At 66.6% G+C, this 15235-nt stretch carries 18 protein-coding genes and 1 tRNA gene; 10 read left to right on the forward strand and 9 right to left on the reverse strand.

What is annotated here, in order from left to right; genetic code table 11:
• Nucleotides 1-55 precede the first annotated feature (55 nt).
• A complete protein-coding gene (locus tag NWF24_RS05630; protein WP_258353337.1) occupies nucleotides 56-742 on the forward strand; it encodes an HAD family hydrolase in 687 nt (228 codons plus the stop codon).
• The gene (locus NWF24_RS05635) at nucleotides 739-1062 is read left to right on the forward strand and encodes a hypothetical protein (protein ID WP_093077352.1); all 324 of its coding nucleotides are present in this window, start codon (nucleotides 739-741) and stop codon (nucleotides 1060-1062) included. The genes NWF24_RS05630 and NWF24_RS05635 overlap by 4 nt, the downstream gene beginning before the upstream one ends.
• On the opposite strand, the gene NWF24_RS05640 is transcribed toward NWF24_RS05635, so the two are convergent.
• From NWF24_RS05640 to NWF24_RS05660, 5 genes are all read right to left on the reverse strand, one after another.
• Nucleotides 1005-2006: an isopenicillin N synthase family dioxygenase gene (locus tag NWF24_RS05640; protein ID WP_258353338.1), complete on the reverse strand. Its 1002-nt coding sequence runs from the start codon at nucleotides 2004-2006 to the stop codon at nucleotides 1005-1007. The genes NWF24_RS05635 and NWF24_RS05640 overlap by 58 nt on opposite strands.
• The gene (locus NWF24_RS05645; protein ID WP_258353339.1) at nucleotides 2003-2746 is read right to left on the reverse strand and encodes an amino acid ABC transporter ATP-binding protein; all 744 of its coding nucleotides are present in this window, start codon (nucleotides 2744-2746) and stop codon (nucleotides 2003-2005) included. Before NWF24_RS05645 ends, NWF24_RS05640 begins: the two co-directional genes overlap by 4 nt.
• Nucleotides 2743-3453 (reverse strand): amino acid ABC transporter permease, encoded by a 711-nt coding sequence (locus NWF24_RS05650; RefSeq protein WP_081265922.1) that lies wholly within the window; start codon nucleotides 3451-3453, stop codon nucleotides 2743-2745. Before NWF24_RS05650 ends, NWF24_RS05645 begins: the two co-directional genes overlap by 4 nt.
• Nucleotides 3454-3466: 13 nt before the next feature.
• Nucleotides 3467-4162, reverse strand: coding sequence for an amino acid ABC transporter permease (locus tag NWF24_RS05655; RefSeq protein WP_258353340.1), 696 nt, complete (start codon nucleotides 4160-4162; stop codon nucleotides 3467-3469).
• 89 nt (nucleotides 4163-4251) lie between these two features.
• Entirely contained in the window at nucleotides 4252-5079 is an 828-nt protein-coding gene (locus NWF24_RS05660) for an ABC transporter substrate-binding protein (RefSeq protein ID WP_258353341.1), read from the reverse strand.
• 186 nt (nucleotides 5080-5265) lie between these two features.
• Here NWF24_RS05660 and fabV point away from each other — a divergent pair, with 186 nt between their 5' ends.
• From fabV to NWF24_RS05675, 3 genes are read left to right on the forward strand one after another with little or no spacing between them, the layout of a single operon-like run.
• Nucleotides 5266-6462 (forward strand): enoyl-ACP reductase FabV, encoded by a 1197-nt coding sequence (gene fabV / locus NWF24_RS05665; RefSeq protein ID WP_258353342.1) that lies wholly within the window; start codon nucleotides 5266-5268, stop codon nucleotides 6460-6462.
• A gap of 27 nt (nucleotides 6463-6489) precedes the next feature.
• Nucleotides 6490-6909 (forward strand): group II truncated hemoglobin, encoded by a 420-nt coding sequence (locus tag NWF24_RS05670; protein ID WP_093057971.1) that lies wholly within the window; start codon nucleotides 6490-6492, stop codon nucleotides 6907-6909.
• Between the two features lie 39 nt (nucleotides 6910-6948).
• Nucleotides 6949-8172, forward strand: coding sequence for an NAD(P)/FAD-dependent oxidoreductase (locus NWF24_RS05675; protein WP_258353343.1), 1224 nt, complete (start codon nucleotides 6949-6951; stop codon nucleotides 8170-8172).
• An 11-nt stretch (nucleotides 8173-8183) separates the two neighbouring features.
• Here NWF24_RS05675 and NWF24_RS05680 read toward each other — a convergent pair whose 3' ends face one another.
• Nucleotides 8184-8840, reverse strand: a complete 657-nt coding sequence (locus NWF24_RS05680; protein ID WP_258353344.1) for a Smr/MutS family protein — start codon at nucleotides 8838-8840, stop codon at nucleotides 8184-8186.
• Nucleotides 8840-9517 (reverse strand): RadC family protein, encoded by a 678-nt coding sequence (gene radC / locus NWF24_RS05685; RefSeq protein ID WP_258353345.1) that lies wholly within the window; start codon nucleotides 9515-9517, stop codon nucleotides 8840-8842. Before radC ends, NWF24_RS05680 begins: the two co-directional genes overlap by 1 nt.
• Before the next feature lie 109 nt (nucleotides 9518-9626).
• Between radC and NWF24_RS05690 the strand changes: the two genes are divergently transcribed.
• The 3 genes from NWF24_RS05690 to NWF24_RS05700 are packed head-to-tail and all read left to right on the forward strand — an operon-like array spanning nucleotide 9627 to nucleotide 11997.
• Nucleotides 9627-10070 (forward strand): FKBP-type peptidyl-prolyl cis-trans isomerase, encoded by a 444-nt coding sequence (locus NWF24_RS05690; RefSeq protein WP_258353346.1) that lies wholly within the window; start codon nucleotides 9627-9629, stop codon nucleotides 10068-10070.
• On the forward strand, nucleotides 10067-11035 hold the full coding sequence (gene ispH / locus NWF24_RS05695) for a 4-hydroxy-3-methylbut-2-enyl diphosphate reductase (RefSeq protein ID WP_258353347.1): 969 nt from the start codon (nucleotides 10067-10069) through the stop codon (nucleotides 11033-11035). The genes NWF24_RS05690 and ispH overlap by 4 nt, the downstream gene beginning before the upstream one ends.
• Nucleotides 11032-11997: a threonine/serine dehydratase gene (locus tag NWF24_RS05700; RefSeq protein WP_258353348.1), complete on the forward strand. Its 966-nt coding sequence runs from the start codon at nucleotides 11032-11034 to the stop codon at nucleotides 11995-11997. Before ispH ends, NWF24_RS05700 begins: the two co-directional genes overlap by 4 nt.
• A gap of 7 nt (nucleotides 11998-12004) precedes the next feature.
• Here NWF24_RS05700 and NWF24_RS05705 read toward each other — a convergent pair whose 3' ends face one another.
• Complete coding sequence (locus NWF24_RS05705; protein ID WP_097198271.1) at nucleotides 12005-12406, reverse strand: VOC family protein; 402 nt, start codon at nucleotides 12404-12406, stop codon at nucleotides 12005-12007.
• A 61-nt stretch (nucleotides 12407-12467) separates the two neighbouring features.
• Here NWF24_RS05705 and serS point away from each other — a divergent pair, with 61 nt between their 5' ends.
• Both serS and NWF24_RS05715 read left to right on the forward strand, forming a co-directional pair.
• Complete coding sequence (serS, locus tag NWF24_RS05710) at nucleotides 12468-13799, forward strand: serine--tRNA ligase (protein WP_258353349.1); 1332 nt, start codon at nucleotides 12468-12470, stop codon at nucleotides 13797-13799.
• 57 nt (nucleotides 13800-13856) lie between these two features.
• Nucleotides 13857-13946 (forward strand) — tRNA-Ser (locus NWF24_RS05715).
• A gap of 121 nt (nucleotides 13947-14067) precedes the next feature.
• On the opposite strand, the gene NWF24_RS05720 is transcribed toward NWF24_RS05715, so the two are convergent.
• Nucleotides 14068-15117, reverse strand: coding sequence for a porin (locus tag NWF24_RS05720; protein ID WP_258353350.1), 1050 nt, complete (start codon nucleotides 15115-15117; stop codon nucleotides 14068-14070).
• Nucleotides 15118-15235 lie beyond the last annotated feature (118 nt).

The following is a 15235-nucleotide window of genomic DNA, read 5'->3' on the forward strand; positions in this document are numbered from 1 at the left end:
CCACTGTTTCTTTCAAAAGGGGCCGCTTCGGCCCCTTTTTCATTAGGATGCCCCGATGTTCGCCGCCGCAATTTTCGACATGGACGGGCTGCTGATCGATTCGGAACGCCCCATCATGGCCGCCTGGATCGAGGCCGCCCGCACGCTCGACATCGAGCTTTCGCACAGCCAGTACCTGCAGGTCGTCGGGCTGGCCATGACCGAGTCCGAACACATCCTCGCGTCGCTGCTGGGCGGTTCGGACGCCTACAACCACGCCGTGGCCCATGTCCGCCAGCGCCTGCAGCTGGAGCGTTCGGACGGTGCACCGCTGTTTCCCATCAAGCCAGGCGCGGCTGAATTCCTGAGCGCGCTGCGCGAACGCGGCACGCGCTGCGCTGTTGCTTCGTCGTCGACCAGCGGGCAGATCCAGGCTTGCCTTGGCAGCCTCGGCGTGCTGCACCATTTTTCAGCTTTTGCGGGCGGAGACGAGGTTGCGCGCGCCAAGCCCGATCCGGCGCTCTACCTGCTCGCAGCCGAACGGCTGGGCGTGGACCCGGCGGAATGCATCGCCTTCGAGGACAGCGAGAACGGCGCCAAGGCGGCGCTGGCTGCGGGCATGCGGGTCGTGGTCGTGCCCGACCTCAAGCACCCGCCCGCATCCATCATCGAGCGAGCCTTCCATGTGCTCGAGTCGCTGCACGAAGCGGTGCCGCACCTGCCGCGCTGGTTTCCAACCGAGGCAGCAACAGGGCTCTCATGATCAAGATCGGCACGCTCTGCCATGTGGTCGACAGCTGCCTGGCGTCGCCCTTCACGGAGCGTGCGGTGGGCCGGATCGTGGAAGTGGTTTCGCTGCCCTACGAGGCGCCGAGCGAGCGCTACCTGCCCGGCACTTACTACGACGTGCTGTTCGAGGGCTGGACCTTCTATTGCCGCAGCGACAAGCTCGTGCCCATTTCCGACCCCGATGCGGAAATCGAGCGCTGGGAAGACGCCTTCCTCGACGAGCCTTCGCCGGCGGTTCAGAGCACTTCGTCGCGCAATTGCGGGAACACCTTCGACACCTTCGCGAGCAGGTAGTCGCCATAGCGCCCGCTGAAGGCATGTACGTTGGCGCGGTCCCAGCGCTCGGCGCTGTCGTCGCGCGCCTCGGCACCCGCGAGACCCTCGATGCGCTGCACGCGCGCCTCGAAGTTGGGGTCGAAGAACAGCGGAAACGACAGCCGGTCGCGCCCCGAAGTGTTGCGTTTCACGCGGTGCGGCGTCGACTTGTAGAGCCCGCCGGTCATGCGGTCGAGCATGTCGCCGATGTTGCAGACGAACGAGCCCGGAACCGGCGGCGCGTCGATCCAGCCGCCAGGCGTGTGCACCGCTAGGCCGCCGACCTGGTTCTGGTGCAGGATCGTGAGCAGCCCGTAGTCGGTGTGCTCGCCCACGCCCCACTGCACGTCCAGGCCCTCGGGCACGGCCTGCGTCGGATAGTTGAAGAGGCGGAACAGGATCAGCGGGTCGGCCGTGTAGCGCTTGGCAAAGTAGTCCGCGCTCAGGCCCAGGCTCAGTGCGATGCCTTCCATCAGCCGGTGGCCCAGCTGCGTGACGGCCGCCATGTAGTCGAGGATGGTTTCGCGAAAGCCCGGCACGTCGGGGAACAGGTTGGGCCCGTGCACCGGCGTCTTCGCCTGCACCAGCGGGTGCGTGGCGGGCAGCTCGCTGCCGAGGTAGAGGCCTTCCTTCCAGTCGGGCCGGCCCGAGGTCAGCTCGCCGCCGAGCGGGAAGAAGCCGCGCCAGGCGCGCCCGCCGAGAGCCATGCGCCATTGCATCTTGGTTTCCTCGGGCAACTCGAAGAAGCGGTGGCTCAAGTCTTCGAGCCGCTTCACCAGCGCCGCATCGACGCCGTGGCCCGTCACGTAGAAGAAACCGTGCGCGCGGCAGGCGGCGCCGATCTGCGCGGCGACGGCGTCGCGCCCGGCCGTGTTTGCCACGAGTGCGGAGACATCGATGAGGGGGAGGGTGGTGTCGGTCATGCGTCTTTCGCAAAAGGCGATCGGATGTCGGACAGGAACTGCTGCGCGCGCGGATGCTGCGGCCGGTTGAAGAAGTCGTCGGGCGTGGCGCGCTCCAGCACCTTGCCTTCGTCCATGAACAGCACACGGTCGGCCACCTCGCGCGCGAAGCCCATCTCGTGCGTCACGCAGACCATCGTCATGCCGTCGCGCGTGAGGTCGCGCATCACGAGCAGAACCTCGCCGACCATCTCGGGGTCGAGCGCGCTGGTGGGCTCGTCGAACAGCATCAGCGGCGGCTGCATGGCCAGCGCGCGCGCAATCGCCACGCGCTGCTGCTGGCCGCCCGACAGTTCGCTCGGCCATGCGTTGGCCTTGTTCGACAAGCCCACGCGGTGCAGCAGCGCCATCGCGCGCTCGTCGGCCTCCTTGCGCGTGAGGCCGCGCAGCTGCATCGGCGCCATCGTGCAGTTCTGCAGCACCGTGAGGTGTGGGAACAGGTTGAACTGCTGGAACACGAAGCCGATGCGCGAGCGGAAGGCGTTCACGTCGAGGCCCGGCGCGTGAATGTCCTGCCCATCGACGACGATGCGGCCCGATTGAATGGGCTCCAGCCGGTTGAAGGTGCGGATCAGCGTCGACTTGCCCGAGCCCGAAGGCCCGCACACCACGACGACTTCGCCCTTGTGGATGTTCTCGCTGATGTCGACCAGCGCGTGGTAGTTGCCGTACCACTTGTTGACTTTTTCGAGTTCGATCATGCGGACACCTTGGCGGTGGCTGTAGAGATGCCGCGGCGCGCGAGCCGGCGTTCCAGCCAGTAGGCGAAGCGCGACAGGCCGAAGCAGAGAATGAAGTACGTCCCGCCCAATATCAGGTAGATCTGCGCGGGCTTGGTGAACACCTGCGTGTTGATCTGCGTCGCGATGAACGACACCTCGGCCAGCCCGATGATGTAGCCCAGCGAGGTTTCCTTGATGGTCGAGACGAACTGGTTCACCAGCGAGGGCAGCATGCTGCGCAGCGCCTGCGGCAGCACCACCAGCCGCATTGCGCGGCCGTAGCCCAGGCCCAGCGCGCGGGCCGTTTCCATCTGCCCGCGCGGCAGGCCTTGGATGCCGGCGCGCACGATCTCGGCGAGATAGGCGGCGTCGAACACCACGAGCGCGATCAGCATGGTGGTGAACTGGTCGGTCTTCACACCCGTGACGCTGGGTAGGAAGAAGTAGGCCCAGAAGATCACCATCAGCAGCGGCAGTCCGCGCACCACGAACACGAAGCCCGTGACCGGCCAGCGCAGCCAGCGCCACGGGCTCACGCGCGCCAGCCCGAGCACGATGCCCAGCGGCAATGCCAGCACGAGTCCGCAGGACGCCAGCAGCAGCGTGAGCACCAGCCCGCCGAGCGGGCCGTTGGGGTACTGCCCGATGAGGAAGTAGACCCAGTAGTCGTTGATGATCTGCAACATCGCGTTGGCGCCCTCAGATGGTCCGCACCGGGTAACGGTGGTGGTACCAGGTCGCCAACCCGGTGATGGCCAGCGACACCGTCAGGTACGCCGCGCTCGCGAACGCGAACGACTCGAAGCTGCGGAAGGTCGCACTCTCGACCTGGCCCGCCTGATACATCAGCTCGGCCACGCCGATCACCGTGGCGATGGAGGTGTTCTTCCAGAGGCTCAGCGTCTGCGAGATGAGCGGCGGAATGGTCACGCGCAGCGCCTGCGGCAGCACCACGCGGCGCATGGTGGCGAGGTAGCTGAAGCCCATAGCGCGTCCGGCCTCGAACTGCACGGAAGGAATCGCGCGGATGCCGCTGCGGATGTCTTCCGCCATGAAGGCCGCCGTGTACAGCGCCAGCGCAATCACCGCGCTGTAGGCCTCGATGTGCCCCGCGTAGAGCCATTGCTTGATGCCTTCGGGCAGCAGCTCGGGTGCGCCGAAGTACCAGAACAGCATGTGCGCGAGCAGCGGGATGTTGCGGATCGATTCGACGTACGCAAAGCCCAACCAGCGCAGCGGCGCGAAGGGCGACAGCCGCAGCAGCGCCACCATCAGCGCGATGGGCAGCGCCAGCACCAGCGCGGCCGCGAGCAACTGCAGCGACAGCAGCAGGCCCGCGATGAGCATGTCGTGGTACTTGCCGGTCAGCAGCAAGGAATAGTCGAACAGGGGCATGGGGGGCGACAGTATCACCGCCGCGAAGGGCCGGGGCCGCGAGCCCCCATCCCCGGCCTTCCCCCAGCGGGGGAAGGAGAAACGCGGGCTCAGTCGATCTTGTCGGAGTCGAGCTTGAAGTCGCGCGTCTGGAAGCCCGAAGCCGTCGTCGGGCCATACCACTTGATGAAGATCTTCTGCGCTTCGCCCGACTTCTCGAGCTCGCGCAGCGTGTCGTCCACCACGGCCTTCAGGCCGGTCTCGCCCTTCTTGATGCCGATGGCCAGCGCCTCGGTGCTCAGGTTCTGCTTGAGCACCACGTACTGCGCCTTCTGCGGGCCCAGCTTGGCGTAGCTGCGCAGCAGCGCGGCCTCGTCGTCCACATAGCCCACGCCCTTGCCCTGCTGCAGTGCCTGGAAGGCCTGCTGGCTCGTGTCGAAGGTCACGACCTCGACGTTGGGCACGGCCTTGCGGATGTTGGGCTCCTGCGTGCCGCCGCGGATGGTCAGCACCTTCTTGCCCGCGAGCTGCGGCACCTCGTTGATACCGCTGTCCTTCTTCACGATGGCCTTCTGGCCGGTGACGAAGGTGGTGAGAGAGAAGTCGATCTGCGCCTCGCGCTCCTTGTTGTGCGTGAGGCCGGCTGCCACCAGGTCCACGTGACCTTGCTGCAGTTCCGGAATGCGCGCGGCCACCGCGATCTGCTTGAGCACAGGCTTCACGCCGATCTTCTTGGCGATGGCGTTTACCAGGTCGACTTCGTAGCCGACGATCTGGCGCGTCTTCGGATCGACGAAGGTCGCGGGCTCGTCGGTGCCGAGCACGCCGACGACCAGTTCGCCCTTTTTCTTGATGTCGGCCAACTGGTCGGCGTGGGCGACGGTGCCGAGCAGGAAGGTGGAAGCGGCGACGGCCGCGGCGAGCAGGGTGTGGCGCATGGGTTGTCTCTCTCCTAAAGGAAATTCAGGGTCGAACCATATCAATAAAACCCCTGATTATTAAATCGTCAATCGACATATGCATATGGACAAGCTGAAGGCGGTTATTGCAGGCTGGGTTAAATTCGCGGCGCCAAAAACGTGCTCCCGCCGTTTTCTTCCTGCATCTCATCCAGCGAGATACTCATGATCATCAAACCCCGCGTGCGCGGCTTCATCTGCGTCACGACCCATCCCACCGGCTGCGAAGCCAACGTCAGGCAGCAGATCGACTACGTCAAGGCCCAGGGGCCCATCGCGGGCGGACCGAAGAAGGTGCTGGTGATCGGCGCATCGACCGGCTACGGCCTGGCTGCGCGCATCACAGCTGCCTTTGGTTGCGGCGCCGACACGCTAGGCGTGTTCTTCGAACGCCCGGGCAGTGAAACCAAGCCCGGCTCGCCCGGCTGGTACAACACCGCCGCCTTCCACCACGCCGCGACAGCCGAAGGCCACTACGCGAAGAGCATCAACGGCGATGGCTTTTCCGACGCCGTGAAGCAGCAGGTCATCGACACCATCCGCGCTGACCTCGGCCAGGTCGACCTCGTCGTCTACAGCCTGGCCGCGCCGCGCCGCACGCATCCGAAGACCGGCCAGGTCTTCAACTCGGTGCTCAAGCCCATCGGCAAGTCTGTGAGCCTGCGTGGCCTCGACACCGACAGCGGGACCGTGAAGGAAACGGTGCTCGAACCCGCGACACAAGAAGAAATCGACAACACCGTGGCCGTGATGGGCGGCGAAGACTGGCAGATGTGGATCGACGCGCTGCAGCAGGCCGGCGTGCTGGCCGACGGCGCGAAGACCACGGCCTTCACCTACCTGGGCGAGCAGATCACGCACGACATCTACTGGAACGGCTCCATTGGCGCCGCCAAGAAGGACCTGGACCAGAAGGTGCTGGGCATTCGCGCGCAACTGGCGGCCAAGGGCGGCGATGCACGCGTGTCGGTGCTGAAGGCGGTCGTCACGCAGGCCAGCTCGGCCATTCCGATGATGCCGCTGTACCTGTCGCTGCTGTTCAAGGTGATGAAGGCGCAGGGCACGCACGAGGGCTGCATCGAGCAGGTGCACGGGCTCTTTGCGGAAAGCGTCTACGGCAGCACGCCGCACATCGACGAGGAAGGCCGCCTGCGCGCGGACTACAAGGAACTGGCGCCGCAGGTACAGGCTCGCGTGCTGGAGCTCTGGCCGCAAGTGACCGGCGACAACCTCGACGAGCTCACCGATTTCGCGGGCTACAAGACCGAGTTTCTGCGCCTCTTCGGCTTCGCGGTGGAGGGCGTGGACTACGAGGCCGACGTGAACCCTGACGTGGCCATTCCAGACCTCGTGCAGGTCTAGCAAGCGCCCGGAGGGATACTCCCGCCCATGCAGATTCAAGAAAAGCCGCCCGCCGGCACGCCGTTCGACTGGATCGGCGGCGAACCGAAGGTAGAGGCGCTGGTCGAGCGCTTCTACGACCTGATGGACCTCGAGCCCGCCTATGCGCAGCTGCGCGCAGTGCACGGCACCAGCCTCGACAACGCGCGCCAGCGCCTGTTCTGGTTTTTGTGCGGCTGGCTCGGCGGGCCGCAGCACTACACCGACCGCTTCGGCCATCCGATGCTGCGCGCGCGCCACCTGCCGCAGAGCATCGGCGGCCACACCATCGGCATCAAGGAGCGCGACCAGTGGCTGGCCTGCATGGACCAGGCGATGGGCGAGACGGGCGTGCCGGAAGACTTGCGCGAACGTCTGCGCGACTCCTTCTTCAAGACGGCCGACTGGATGCGCAACCGCGGCGAGTGACTGACCGACCACACAACGATTTCGAAAGACGCTTCTCTCATGAATTCCATCGTCATCATCGGCGGCGGCCACGCCGCGGCCCAGCTCTGCGCGGGCCTTGCTGAAGCCGGGCAGGGCGCGCGCGTGCACCTGGTCTGCGAAGAGGCCTGCGAGCCGTATCACCGCCCGCCGCTGTCCAAGGCCTTCCTCAAGAGCGCCGAGGAAACCACGCAGCCGCACAAGGCCGCCGACTGGTACCGCGAAGCGGGCATCACGCTGCACCTGGGCGACGCGGCCGTGGCCATCGACCGCGAGGCGCACACCGTCACGCTGCGTTCGGGCGCCGTGCTGCCGTGGGAACGGCTGGTCCTGGCCACCGGCACGCGCGCGCGCCAGATGCCCGACCTGAAGCCGGGCCTGGAAAACGTCGCCAGCCTGCGCGCCGCCGACGAGGCGCATCGCCTGCGCACCCGGCTCGCATCGGCCGAGACGGTCACGGTGCTCGGCGGCGGTTTCATCGGGCTCGAAGTGGCGGCCACCGCCAAGGCGCTGGGCAAGTCGGTGCAGGTGATCGAGAGCGCGCTGCGGCTGCTGGGGCGCGCGGTGTCGCCCGAGCTGTCGGCGCACGTGCTCGCCACGCACCGCGCGGCCGGCATCGACATCGTGCTCGGCGCGCAGACGGGCGCGTTCGAAGTCGAAGGCGACCGGCTGGTGTCGGTGCAGGTCAACGGCGTGAAGCAGCCTGTCGATCTGCTGCTGCTGGGCATCGGCGCCGTTCCTGAGACCGCGCTCGCGCAAGCAGCCGGCATCGAATGCGCGGACGGCATCGTGGTCGACGGCCACATGCAGACCAGCGCGGCCAACGTGCTCGCGGTGGGCGACTGCACGCGCTTCCCTGATCGCCGCGCGGGCCGCGCGCTGCGGCTCGAATCGGTGCAGAACGCCAACGACCAGGCACGAACGGCAGTGGCCACGCTGACCGGCGCTGCGCGCACGCATGACGCGGTCGCGTGGTTCTGGTCCGACCAGGGCGGCATGCGGCTGCAGATGGTGGGCCTGATGCCGGCCGAAGGCACGCCGGGCCTGAGCAGCGTGCGCCGCGCGGGGCCGAAGCCCGATGCGTTCTCGTTGTTTCATTACGTCGACGGGCAGCTCGTGTGCGTGGAGTCGGTGAATGCGCCGGTCGATCACATGATGAGCCGCAAGCTGCTCGAAGCGGGGCGCAGCCCTGATGCGGCGGCAGTGACGGATGCGGCGGTGCCGCTGAAGAACCTGCTGGCCTGAGGAGAAGCGGCTCAGCGCCGCGCGGGCGCCAGCAGCACGACGAGTGCGCCGGCCCCGCCTTCAGCAGGCTTGGCCTGTACGAAGGCGATCACTTCGTTCTTCTGGATCAGCCAGCGCTGGGTCTTGGTCTTCAGCACAGGCTGCTTGCCCGGCGAGCCTAGGCCCTTGCCGTGCACCACGCGCACGCAGCGCAGCCCCTGCTTGTAAGCAGTGCGGATGAAGCCGCCGAGCGCTTCGCGCGCCTCGTCGCTGCGCAGCCCGTGCAGGTCGACCTGCGCCTGGATCGCCCAGTCGCCCTTGCGCAGCCGCGCCGTCACGTCGGTGCCGATGCCGGGGCGGCGGAAGCTCATGGCGTCGTCCACGTCGAGCAGCGTGGTCACGTCGAACTCGTCGGAGAGCGATTCGCGCAGCACGCGCTGCTCGTCGAGCTGATGCTGCACGGGGATGGGTGCGGGCGGCTCCGGCGCGAGCGGCACCGCGGCCTTGCGGCGCAATGGTTCGGTGGCGCCGATGGCTCGGGCGAACAGGTCTTTCTCGGCGGCGCGCTTGCGTTCGGCCGCTGCCTTGGCGGCGGCCTCGGCGGCTTCGCGCTCGCGGGTTTCGGCGAGCACGCGCTGCACCTGCTTGAGGTCTGCGAGGTTCTTGAGTGAGGGCGCGCGCGAGGCCATCAGAGCAGCCCCCTCTCGGCCATCGAGAAACTCTGCCCGGGGCTCACGATGATGTGGTCGAGCACCCGCACGTCCACCAGCGCCAGGGCGGCTCGCAGCGTTTGCGTGAGCGACTCGTCGGCACGCGAAGGCTCGATGTTGCCGCTCGGGTGGTTGTGCGCCAGCACCACGGCCGCAGCCTGGTGATGGATGGCGCGCGTGACGACCTCGCGCGGGTACACGCTGGTTTGCGTGAGCGTGCCGCGGAACATTTCTTCCAGCGCGATCATGCGGTGCTGCACGTCGAGGAACACCACCGCGAACACTTCATAGGGGCGTGAGCCGATGTGCAGCTGAAGGTATTGCTTGACCGCGTCGGGCGAGTCGAACACCGTGCGCTCCTTGAGCCTTTCGCCCATGGCTCGACGTGCCAGCTCGAGCACTGCGATCAGCTCGGAGCGCTTGGCGCTGCCGCCCATGCCCTTGACGGCCTTGAGGTCTTCGGCGCCGGTGTGCAGCAGCCCCGAGAGCCCGCCGAAGCGTTCGAGCAGTTGCTGCGCCAGCTGCAGCACGTTCTTGCCCGCCACACCGGTGCGCAGCAGCAGGGCCAGCAGCTCGGCATCGGCCAGCGCGGACGCCCCGCGCGAGATGAGTTTTTCGCGGGGACGGGCGTCTAGGGGGAGATCCTTGAATGACATGAAACCCTGGGGTGAAACCTTGGCGGAGCCGGGTGGAAGCCCCGGTCCTTAAAATGAGGCCCAGTTTATCGGGACACCCACCTTGTCTTTGCCCACCTCCGCTGCCCCCATGTCCCAAGTCGTGACTTCCGGCTCCTTTCTGACCCTGCACTACCGGCTGGCCGGCCCGGCGGGCGACATCATCAATACTTTTACCGACAAACCCGCGACCCTGTCACTCGGCACCGGCGAGCTTTCTCCTGCCATGGAGCAGCGCCTGATGGGCCTGGAAGAGGGCACGCACGCCACCTTCGAGCTGCCCGCCGGCGAGGCTTTCGGCGACCGCAACCCCGACATGCAGCAGTGGGTGGCCAGGAAGCTGCTCGCGCAGATGGGCGACCCCGACGAGCAGTACGCCGTTGGCGACGTCGTGCAGTTCCCCACGCCCGACGGCACCGGCAGTTATGCCGGCGCGGTGATCGAGTCGAACGAGACCGGTGTGCGTTTCGACTTCAACCACCCGCTGGCCGGCCAGCCCGTCACCTTCGAAGTGAAGCTGATCGGCGTGCTATGAACTCCGAGATATCAGAAGTCATCCTGGCCGAGCCGCGCGGCTTCTGCGCGGGTGTCGACCGCGCCATCGAGATCGTCGAGCGTGCCATCGCCAAGTTTGGCGCGCCGATCTACGTGCGTCACGAGATCGTGCACAACACCTACGTGGTGAACGAGCTCAAGGCCAAGGGTGCGATCTTCATCGAGGAACTGTCCGACGTGCCTTCCGGCGCCACGCTGGTGTTCAGCGCGCACGGCGTGAGCAAGGCCGTGGAGCAGGAGGCGCGCGACCGCGGCTTCGAGATCTTCGATGCCACATGCCCGCTGGTGACCAAGGTGCACGTCGAGGTGGCCAAGCTCGCGAAAGAGGGCTACGAGTTCATCATGATCGGCCACAAGGGTCACCCCGAGGTCGAGGGCACGATGGGGCAGCTTTCGAGCGGCATCCACCTTGTAGAGGACGTGGGTGACGTGGCGAAGGTTTCGCCGGCGCAGACCTCCAAGCTGGCGGTAGTCACCCAGACCACGCTGAGCGTGGACGACGCCGCCGAGATCGCCGCCGCGGTGCGCGCGCGCTTCCCCGAAGTGCGCGAGCCTAAGCAGCAGGACATCTGCTACGCCACCCAGAACCGCCAGGACGCGGTGAAGATCATGAGCCCGCAGGTCGACCTCGTGATCGTGGTCGGCAGCCCCACCAGCTCCAACAGCAACCGGCTGCGCGAACTGGCGCAGCGGCTGGGCACCGAAAGCTACATGGTCGATTCGGCCGAAGAACTCAAACCCGAGTGGTTCGAGGGCAAGACGCGCATCGGCCTCACGGCCGGTGCTTCGGCCCCCGAAGTGCTGGTGCGCGAGGTGATCGATCGCGTGCGCGCGTTCGGCGCGGTGTCGGTCCGCAAGATGGACGGCATCGAGGAAACCATCAAGTTTCCGCTCCCCAAGGGCCTCAAGCTCGACGACATTCCGCCTCCAGGACACATCTCTTGAACGACACGAAAACAACCGACTGGCGCTCTGAAATAGACAGCGCCGCCCGAAGGCTGAGCGAACGCGCCGGCCATTTCCTGCGCGAAACCCCGCTGTGGAAGCTGCCGGCAAGTGCCTTCGGCATCGCGGTGCCAGGCGCGGAGGTCTGGCTCAAGCTCGAGCACATGCAGGTCAGCGGCAGCTTCAAGGCGCGCGGCATGATGAACCGGCTGCTGGCCAACGACATTCCGCAAAGCGGCGTGGTCGTGGCTTCCGGCGGCAATGCGGGCATTGCCACGGCGGCCGCTGCGCGCGCGCTGGGCGTGCCTTGCCAGGTGTTCCTGCCGGGCGTGTCGCCCGAAGCCAAGCGCGCGCGCCTGCGGGCGCTGGGGGCGGAAGTGGTCGTGGTCGGCGAGCTGTATCCCGACGCGCTGGCTGCATGCCTGACGCGCCAGAAGGAATCCGGCGCCTTGCTCACGCATGCCTACGACCAGCCCGAAGTGGTGGCCGGCGCCGGCACGCTTGGCCGCGAGATCGAGCAGCAGGGCGGTCTGCCCGATTCGGTGCTCGTGAGCGTGGGCGGTGGCGGCCTGATCGGCGGCCTCGCCGGCTGGTTCGAGAAGCGCGCCCGCGTGGTGGCGCTCGAACCCGAGAAGGCGCCCACGCTGTTCCGCGCCCGCGAAGCCGGCGAACCGGTCGATGTGGAAGTGAGCGGCATCGCGGCCGATTCGCTCGGCGCACGCCGCATCGGTGCCATTTCCTGGGAGATCACGCAGCAGCAGGTGCAAGACGCACTGCTGCTGTCCGACGAATCCATCCGCGCGGCCCAGCAGTGGCTCTGGAAAGAGCTGAAGCTGGCGGTGGAGCCGGCCGCAGCGCTGCCGCTGGCCGCACTGCAGACCGGCGCCTACGTGCCGCGCGAAGGCGAAAAGGTGTGCCTGATCGTCTGCGGGGCGAACGTCGATCCTGCGACGGTCGCCTGATCGGTTCTTACTTTTCGCAGTTGACCATCCAGGCGACGCCGAACTTGTCGGTGAGCATGCCGAAGCCCGTGGCCCAGAACTGGGGGCCATAGGGCATCGTTACTTTGCCGCCTTCGGCCAGCGCGTCGAACAGCTTCTTGCCTTCGTCGACGTTATCGGCCTGCACCGATAGCGAAAAGCCCTTGTAGCCCTCGAAGGGCCACTCGGGTGGGGCATCCGAGGCCATCAGCTTGTGGCCGCGGGCCTCGAGCGTGGCGTGCATGATCTTGTCCTTGTACGAGGCCGGCGTCTGGGCGCCTGCAGGGCTTTCGCCGAAGGTCATGCTGAAGACGACCTTGCCGTCCAGCGCCTTGGCGTAGAACGCGAGCGCTTCGGCGGCATTGCCGTTGAATGTCAGATAGGCTTCCATCGTTTTTCCCTTCGAGGTGGGTCAGTGGGACCGCGATGCTACGCCCACCTAAAATCCCCCCATGCTTGACATCACCCTGCTCCGCAAAGACCTGGCCTCCGCTGTGGCCGGCCTCGAAAAACGCAAGAAGAACCAGCCGTACCTCGACGTGTCGGCGTTCACCGCGCTCGAGGCCGAGCGCAAGACGCTGCAAACCCGCACCGAGGAAATCCAGGCGCGCCGCAACACGCTGAACAAGCAGATCGGCCCGCTCAAGGCCAAGGGCGAGTCGGTCGATGCGCTGATGGCCGAGGTCAATGCGCTGAAGGCCGAGCAAGAGTCGCAATCGAAGCGCCTCGAAGAAATCCAGCCTGAGTTGCACGCGCTGCTGCTCGCCGTGCCCAACCTGCCGCACGCCAGCGTGCCGGTCGGCGAGGACGAGACAGGCAACGTCGAAATGCGCCGCTGGAGCCCGCAAGGCGGCGCCGGCGCCAATGCCACGCCGCTGGCCTTCGCGCCGAAGGACCACGTCGACCTGGGCGCGCCGCTCGGCCTCGACTTCGAGATGGGCGCCAAGCTCGCGGGCTCGCGCTTTACCGTCATGAAGGGCCCGATCGCCCGCCTGCACCGCGCGCTTGCGCAGTTCATGCTCGACACCCAGACCGAGAAGCACGGCTACAGCGAGTGCTACGTGCCCTACATCGTCAACGCTGCCACGCTCAGCGGCACCGGCCAGCTGCCCAAGTTCGAGGGTGACCTGTTCGCCGCCAAGAAGGGCGGCCAGGACGGCGAACCCGCGCCCGACCATTCGGCGCTGTACCTCATTCCCACCAGCGAAGTGCCACTGACGAACTTCGTGCGCGATGAGGTGGTGGCCGAGTCACAACTGCCGATCAAACTCACGGCCCACACGCCGTGCTTCCGCTCCGAGGCCGGCAGCGCGGGCCGCGACACGCGCGGCATGATCCGCCAGCACCAGTTCGACAAAGTCGAGATGGTGCAGATCGTGCACCCCGAGAAGAGCTACGACGCACTCGAGCAGATGACCGGCCACGCCGAGGCCGTGCTGCAGGCGCTGGAACTGCCGTACCGCGTCGTGCTGCTGTGCACCGGCGACATGGGCTTTGGCTCCACCAAGACCTACGACCTCGAAGTCTGGCTGCCGGCGCAGGACACCTACCGCGAGATCAGCTCCGTCTCGAACTGCGAGGCCTTCCAGGCGCGCCGCCTGCAGGCACGTTTCAAAAACGCGCAGGGCAAGAACGAACTCGTGCACACGCTCAACGGCTCCGGCCTCGCGGTCGGCCGCACGCTGGTGGCCGTGCTGGAAAACCACCAGAACGAAGACGGCTCGATCAACGTGCCTGTGGCGTTGCGTCCGTACCTCGGCGGGCTCGAAGTTCTGCGCGGTTGATCGCGGGGCTTCAAAAGCCCCGTTTTTGTCTGCTAGAATCATAGGCTCGACAGCACCGGAGAGGTGGCAGAGTGGTCGAATGTACCTGACTCGAAATCAGGCGTACTAGCGATAGTACCGAGGGTTCGAATCCCTCCCTCTCCTCCAAATACGCTTGCAAGCGGTTGATTGCTAAAGGCCTTCTGGCCTTTCATTCTTCTGCTGGCAAAGCCACTATCAAAAGCCGCAGTGATTTTTCACTGCGGCTTTTTTCTTGCAGCTGACCCGATCAGAAGTTGTGCGAAATGCCCAACTGCAGCCCGCGCGCTGCGCGTCCCGGCGTGCTGGCCGGCGCCGAGTCGGCAACGGTGTAGGCCGCATTGCCGCGGTTGCGGACGAGCGAGTAGGTGCCGTACAGCGCGGTGCGCTTGCTGAGGTAGTGCACGTAGCCGACGGCATATTGCGTCGCGTCGTCGCTGTCGATGCCCGGTCCGGAGCGGTTGGAGCGTGCCACCGAGGCCTTGATCACGCCCGGGCCGACCGGCACGCTCAGGCCCAGCATCACGTTGACCTGCCTGTCGCCCTCGGTCTTTTGCCGGTAGTAGTTCGCGTAGAGCTTTGCCAGCCCGAAGTCGTAAGTGCCGCCCAGGCTCGCCACGCTGTAGTCGTTGGGGCCGACCGGTGTCACGCCGTAGGCGGCCGCGACATCGACCGTGCCGTTCGTCCAGCCCAGCCGCCCGCCGCGGTAGCGGGCGCCGTCCTCGCCTTCGGGCAGGGCGTACATCGCCTGGCCGTAGAAACCGCCCAGGCCCTTGGGCAGGAAGTAGCCCACGGAGTTGTTGGCCCGCGCCAGCGTGCGCGCGCCGCCCAGGCCGAAGGGCCAGCCTTCGACGATGTTGGCCGAGCCGCCGACGCCCACGGTGCCAAAGGGCGAGAACTGCGAGATGTTCCAGAACGTGGGCGTGTAGTCGCGCCCGAGCCGCAGTTCGCCGAAGCTGTTGTGCGACAGGCTCACCGTCGAGCGCCGGTGGAAGCCGACGCCCTGGACCTCGCCCGTGTCGGGCAGCAGTGCCATCTCCAGCCAGAAGCTCGCGGCCAGCCCGCCGCCCAGGTCCTCAGTGCCGCGAAAGCCGAGCCGACTGGGGAAGATGTTGCCTCCCTGGTCCATCGATTTGACGGAGCGCCCGTCGCTTTTCGTGTACGTGAGGTTCATGTCCAGCGTGCCGAAGAGTTGGACGCTCGATTGCGCTGTCGCGCCGGCGCTGGCGGCGATGCAGAGTGCGCCCGCAATGGTGTGCGGCAGCCGGCGGCGAAAGGGTAGGGTGGTTGTTGTCTTCATGCGTGTCTCCTCGTTGTAGAAATTGCGTGCAGAAATGGCGTGTGCCGACGCGCGGTGCTTGCACTGCAAGCACCGCGGCGTGAAAACCTCAGAAGAAGAATGGGGAGCGGCGTTTGTT

This window comes from Variovorax paradoxus (assembly GCF_024734665.1).
In the GTDB taxonomy this organism is placed as follows: Bacteria; Pseudomonadota; Gammaproteobacteria; order Burkholderiales; family Burkholderiaceae_C; genus Variovorax.

Excerpts from the sequence above, each read along its gene's own strand:
- NWF24_RS05630 (WP_258353337.1), top strand. The coding sequence starts at position 56 with ATGTTCGCCGCCGCAATTTTCGACATGGACGGGCTGCTGATCGATTCG.
- NWF24_RS05635 (WP_093077352.1), top strand. The coding sequence starts at position 739 with ATGATCAAGATCGGCACGCTCTGCCATGTGGTCGACAGCTGCCTGGCG.
- NWF24_RS05640 (WP_258353338.1), bottom strand. The coding sequence starts at position 2,006 with ATGACCGACACCACCCTCCCCCTCATCGATGTCTCCGCACTCGTGGCA.
- NWF24_RS05645 (WP_258353339.1), bottom strand. The coding sequence starts at position 2,746 with ATGATCGAACTCGAAAAAGTCAACAAGTGGTACGGCAACTACCACGCG.
- NWF24_RS05650 (WP_081265922.1), bottom strand. The coding sequence starts at position 3,453 with ATGTTGCAGATCATCAACGACTACTGGGTCTACTTCCTCATCGGGCAG.
- NWF24_RS05655 (WP_258353340.1), bottom strand. The coding sequence starts at position 4,162 with ATGCCCCTGTTCGACTATTCCTTGCTGCTGACCGGCAAGTACCACGAC.
- NWF24_RS05660 (WP_258353341.1), bottom strand. The coding sequence starts at position 5,079 with ATGCGCCACACCCTGCTCGCCGCGGCCGTCGCCGCTTCCACCTTCCTG.
- fabV (WP_258353342.1), top strand. The coding sequence starts at position 5,266 with ATGATCATCAAACCCCGCGTGCGCGGCTTCATCTGCGTCACGACCCAT.
- NWF24_RS05670 (WP_093057971.1), top strand. The coding sequence starts at position 6,490 with ATGCAGATTCAAGAAAAGCCGCCCGCCGGCACGCCGTTCGACTGGATC.
- NWF24_RS05675 (WP_258353343.1), top strand. The coding sequence starts at position 6,949 with ATGAATTCCATCGTCATCATCGGCGGCGGCCACGCCGCGGCCCAGCTC.
- NWF24_RS05680 (WP_258353344.1), bottom strand. The coding sequence starts at position 8,840 with ATGGCCTCGCGCGCGCCCTCACTCAAGAACCTCGCAGACCTCAAGCAG.
- radC (WP_258353345.1), bottom strand. The coding sequence starts at position 9,517 with ATGTCATTCAAGGATCTCCCCCTAGACGCCCGTCCCCGCGAAAAACTC.
- NWF24_RS05690 (WP_258353346.1), top strand. The coding sequence starts at position 9,627 with ATGTCCCAAGTCGTGACTTCCGGCTCCTTTCTGACCCTGCACTACCGG.
- ispH (WP_258353347.1), top strand. The coding sequence starts at position 10,067 with ATGAACTCCGAGATATCAGAAGTCATCCTGGCCGAGCCGCGCGGCTTC.
- NWF24_RS05705 (WP_097198271.1), bottom strand. The coding sequence starts at position 12,406 with ATGGAAGCCTATCTGACATTCAACGGCAATGCCGCCGAAGCGCTCGCG.
- serS (WP_258353349.1), top strand. The coding sequence starts at position 12,468 with ATGCTTGACATCACCCTGCTCCGCAAAGACCTGGCCTCCGCTGTGGCC.
- NWF24_RS05720 (WP_258353350.1), bottom strand. The coding sequence starts at position 15,117 with ATGAAGACAACAACCACCCTACCCTTTCGCCGCCGGCTGCCGCACACC.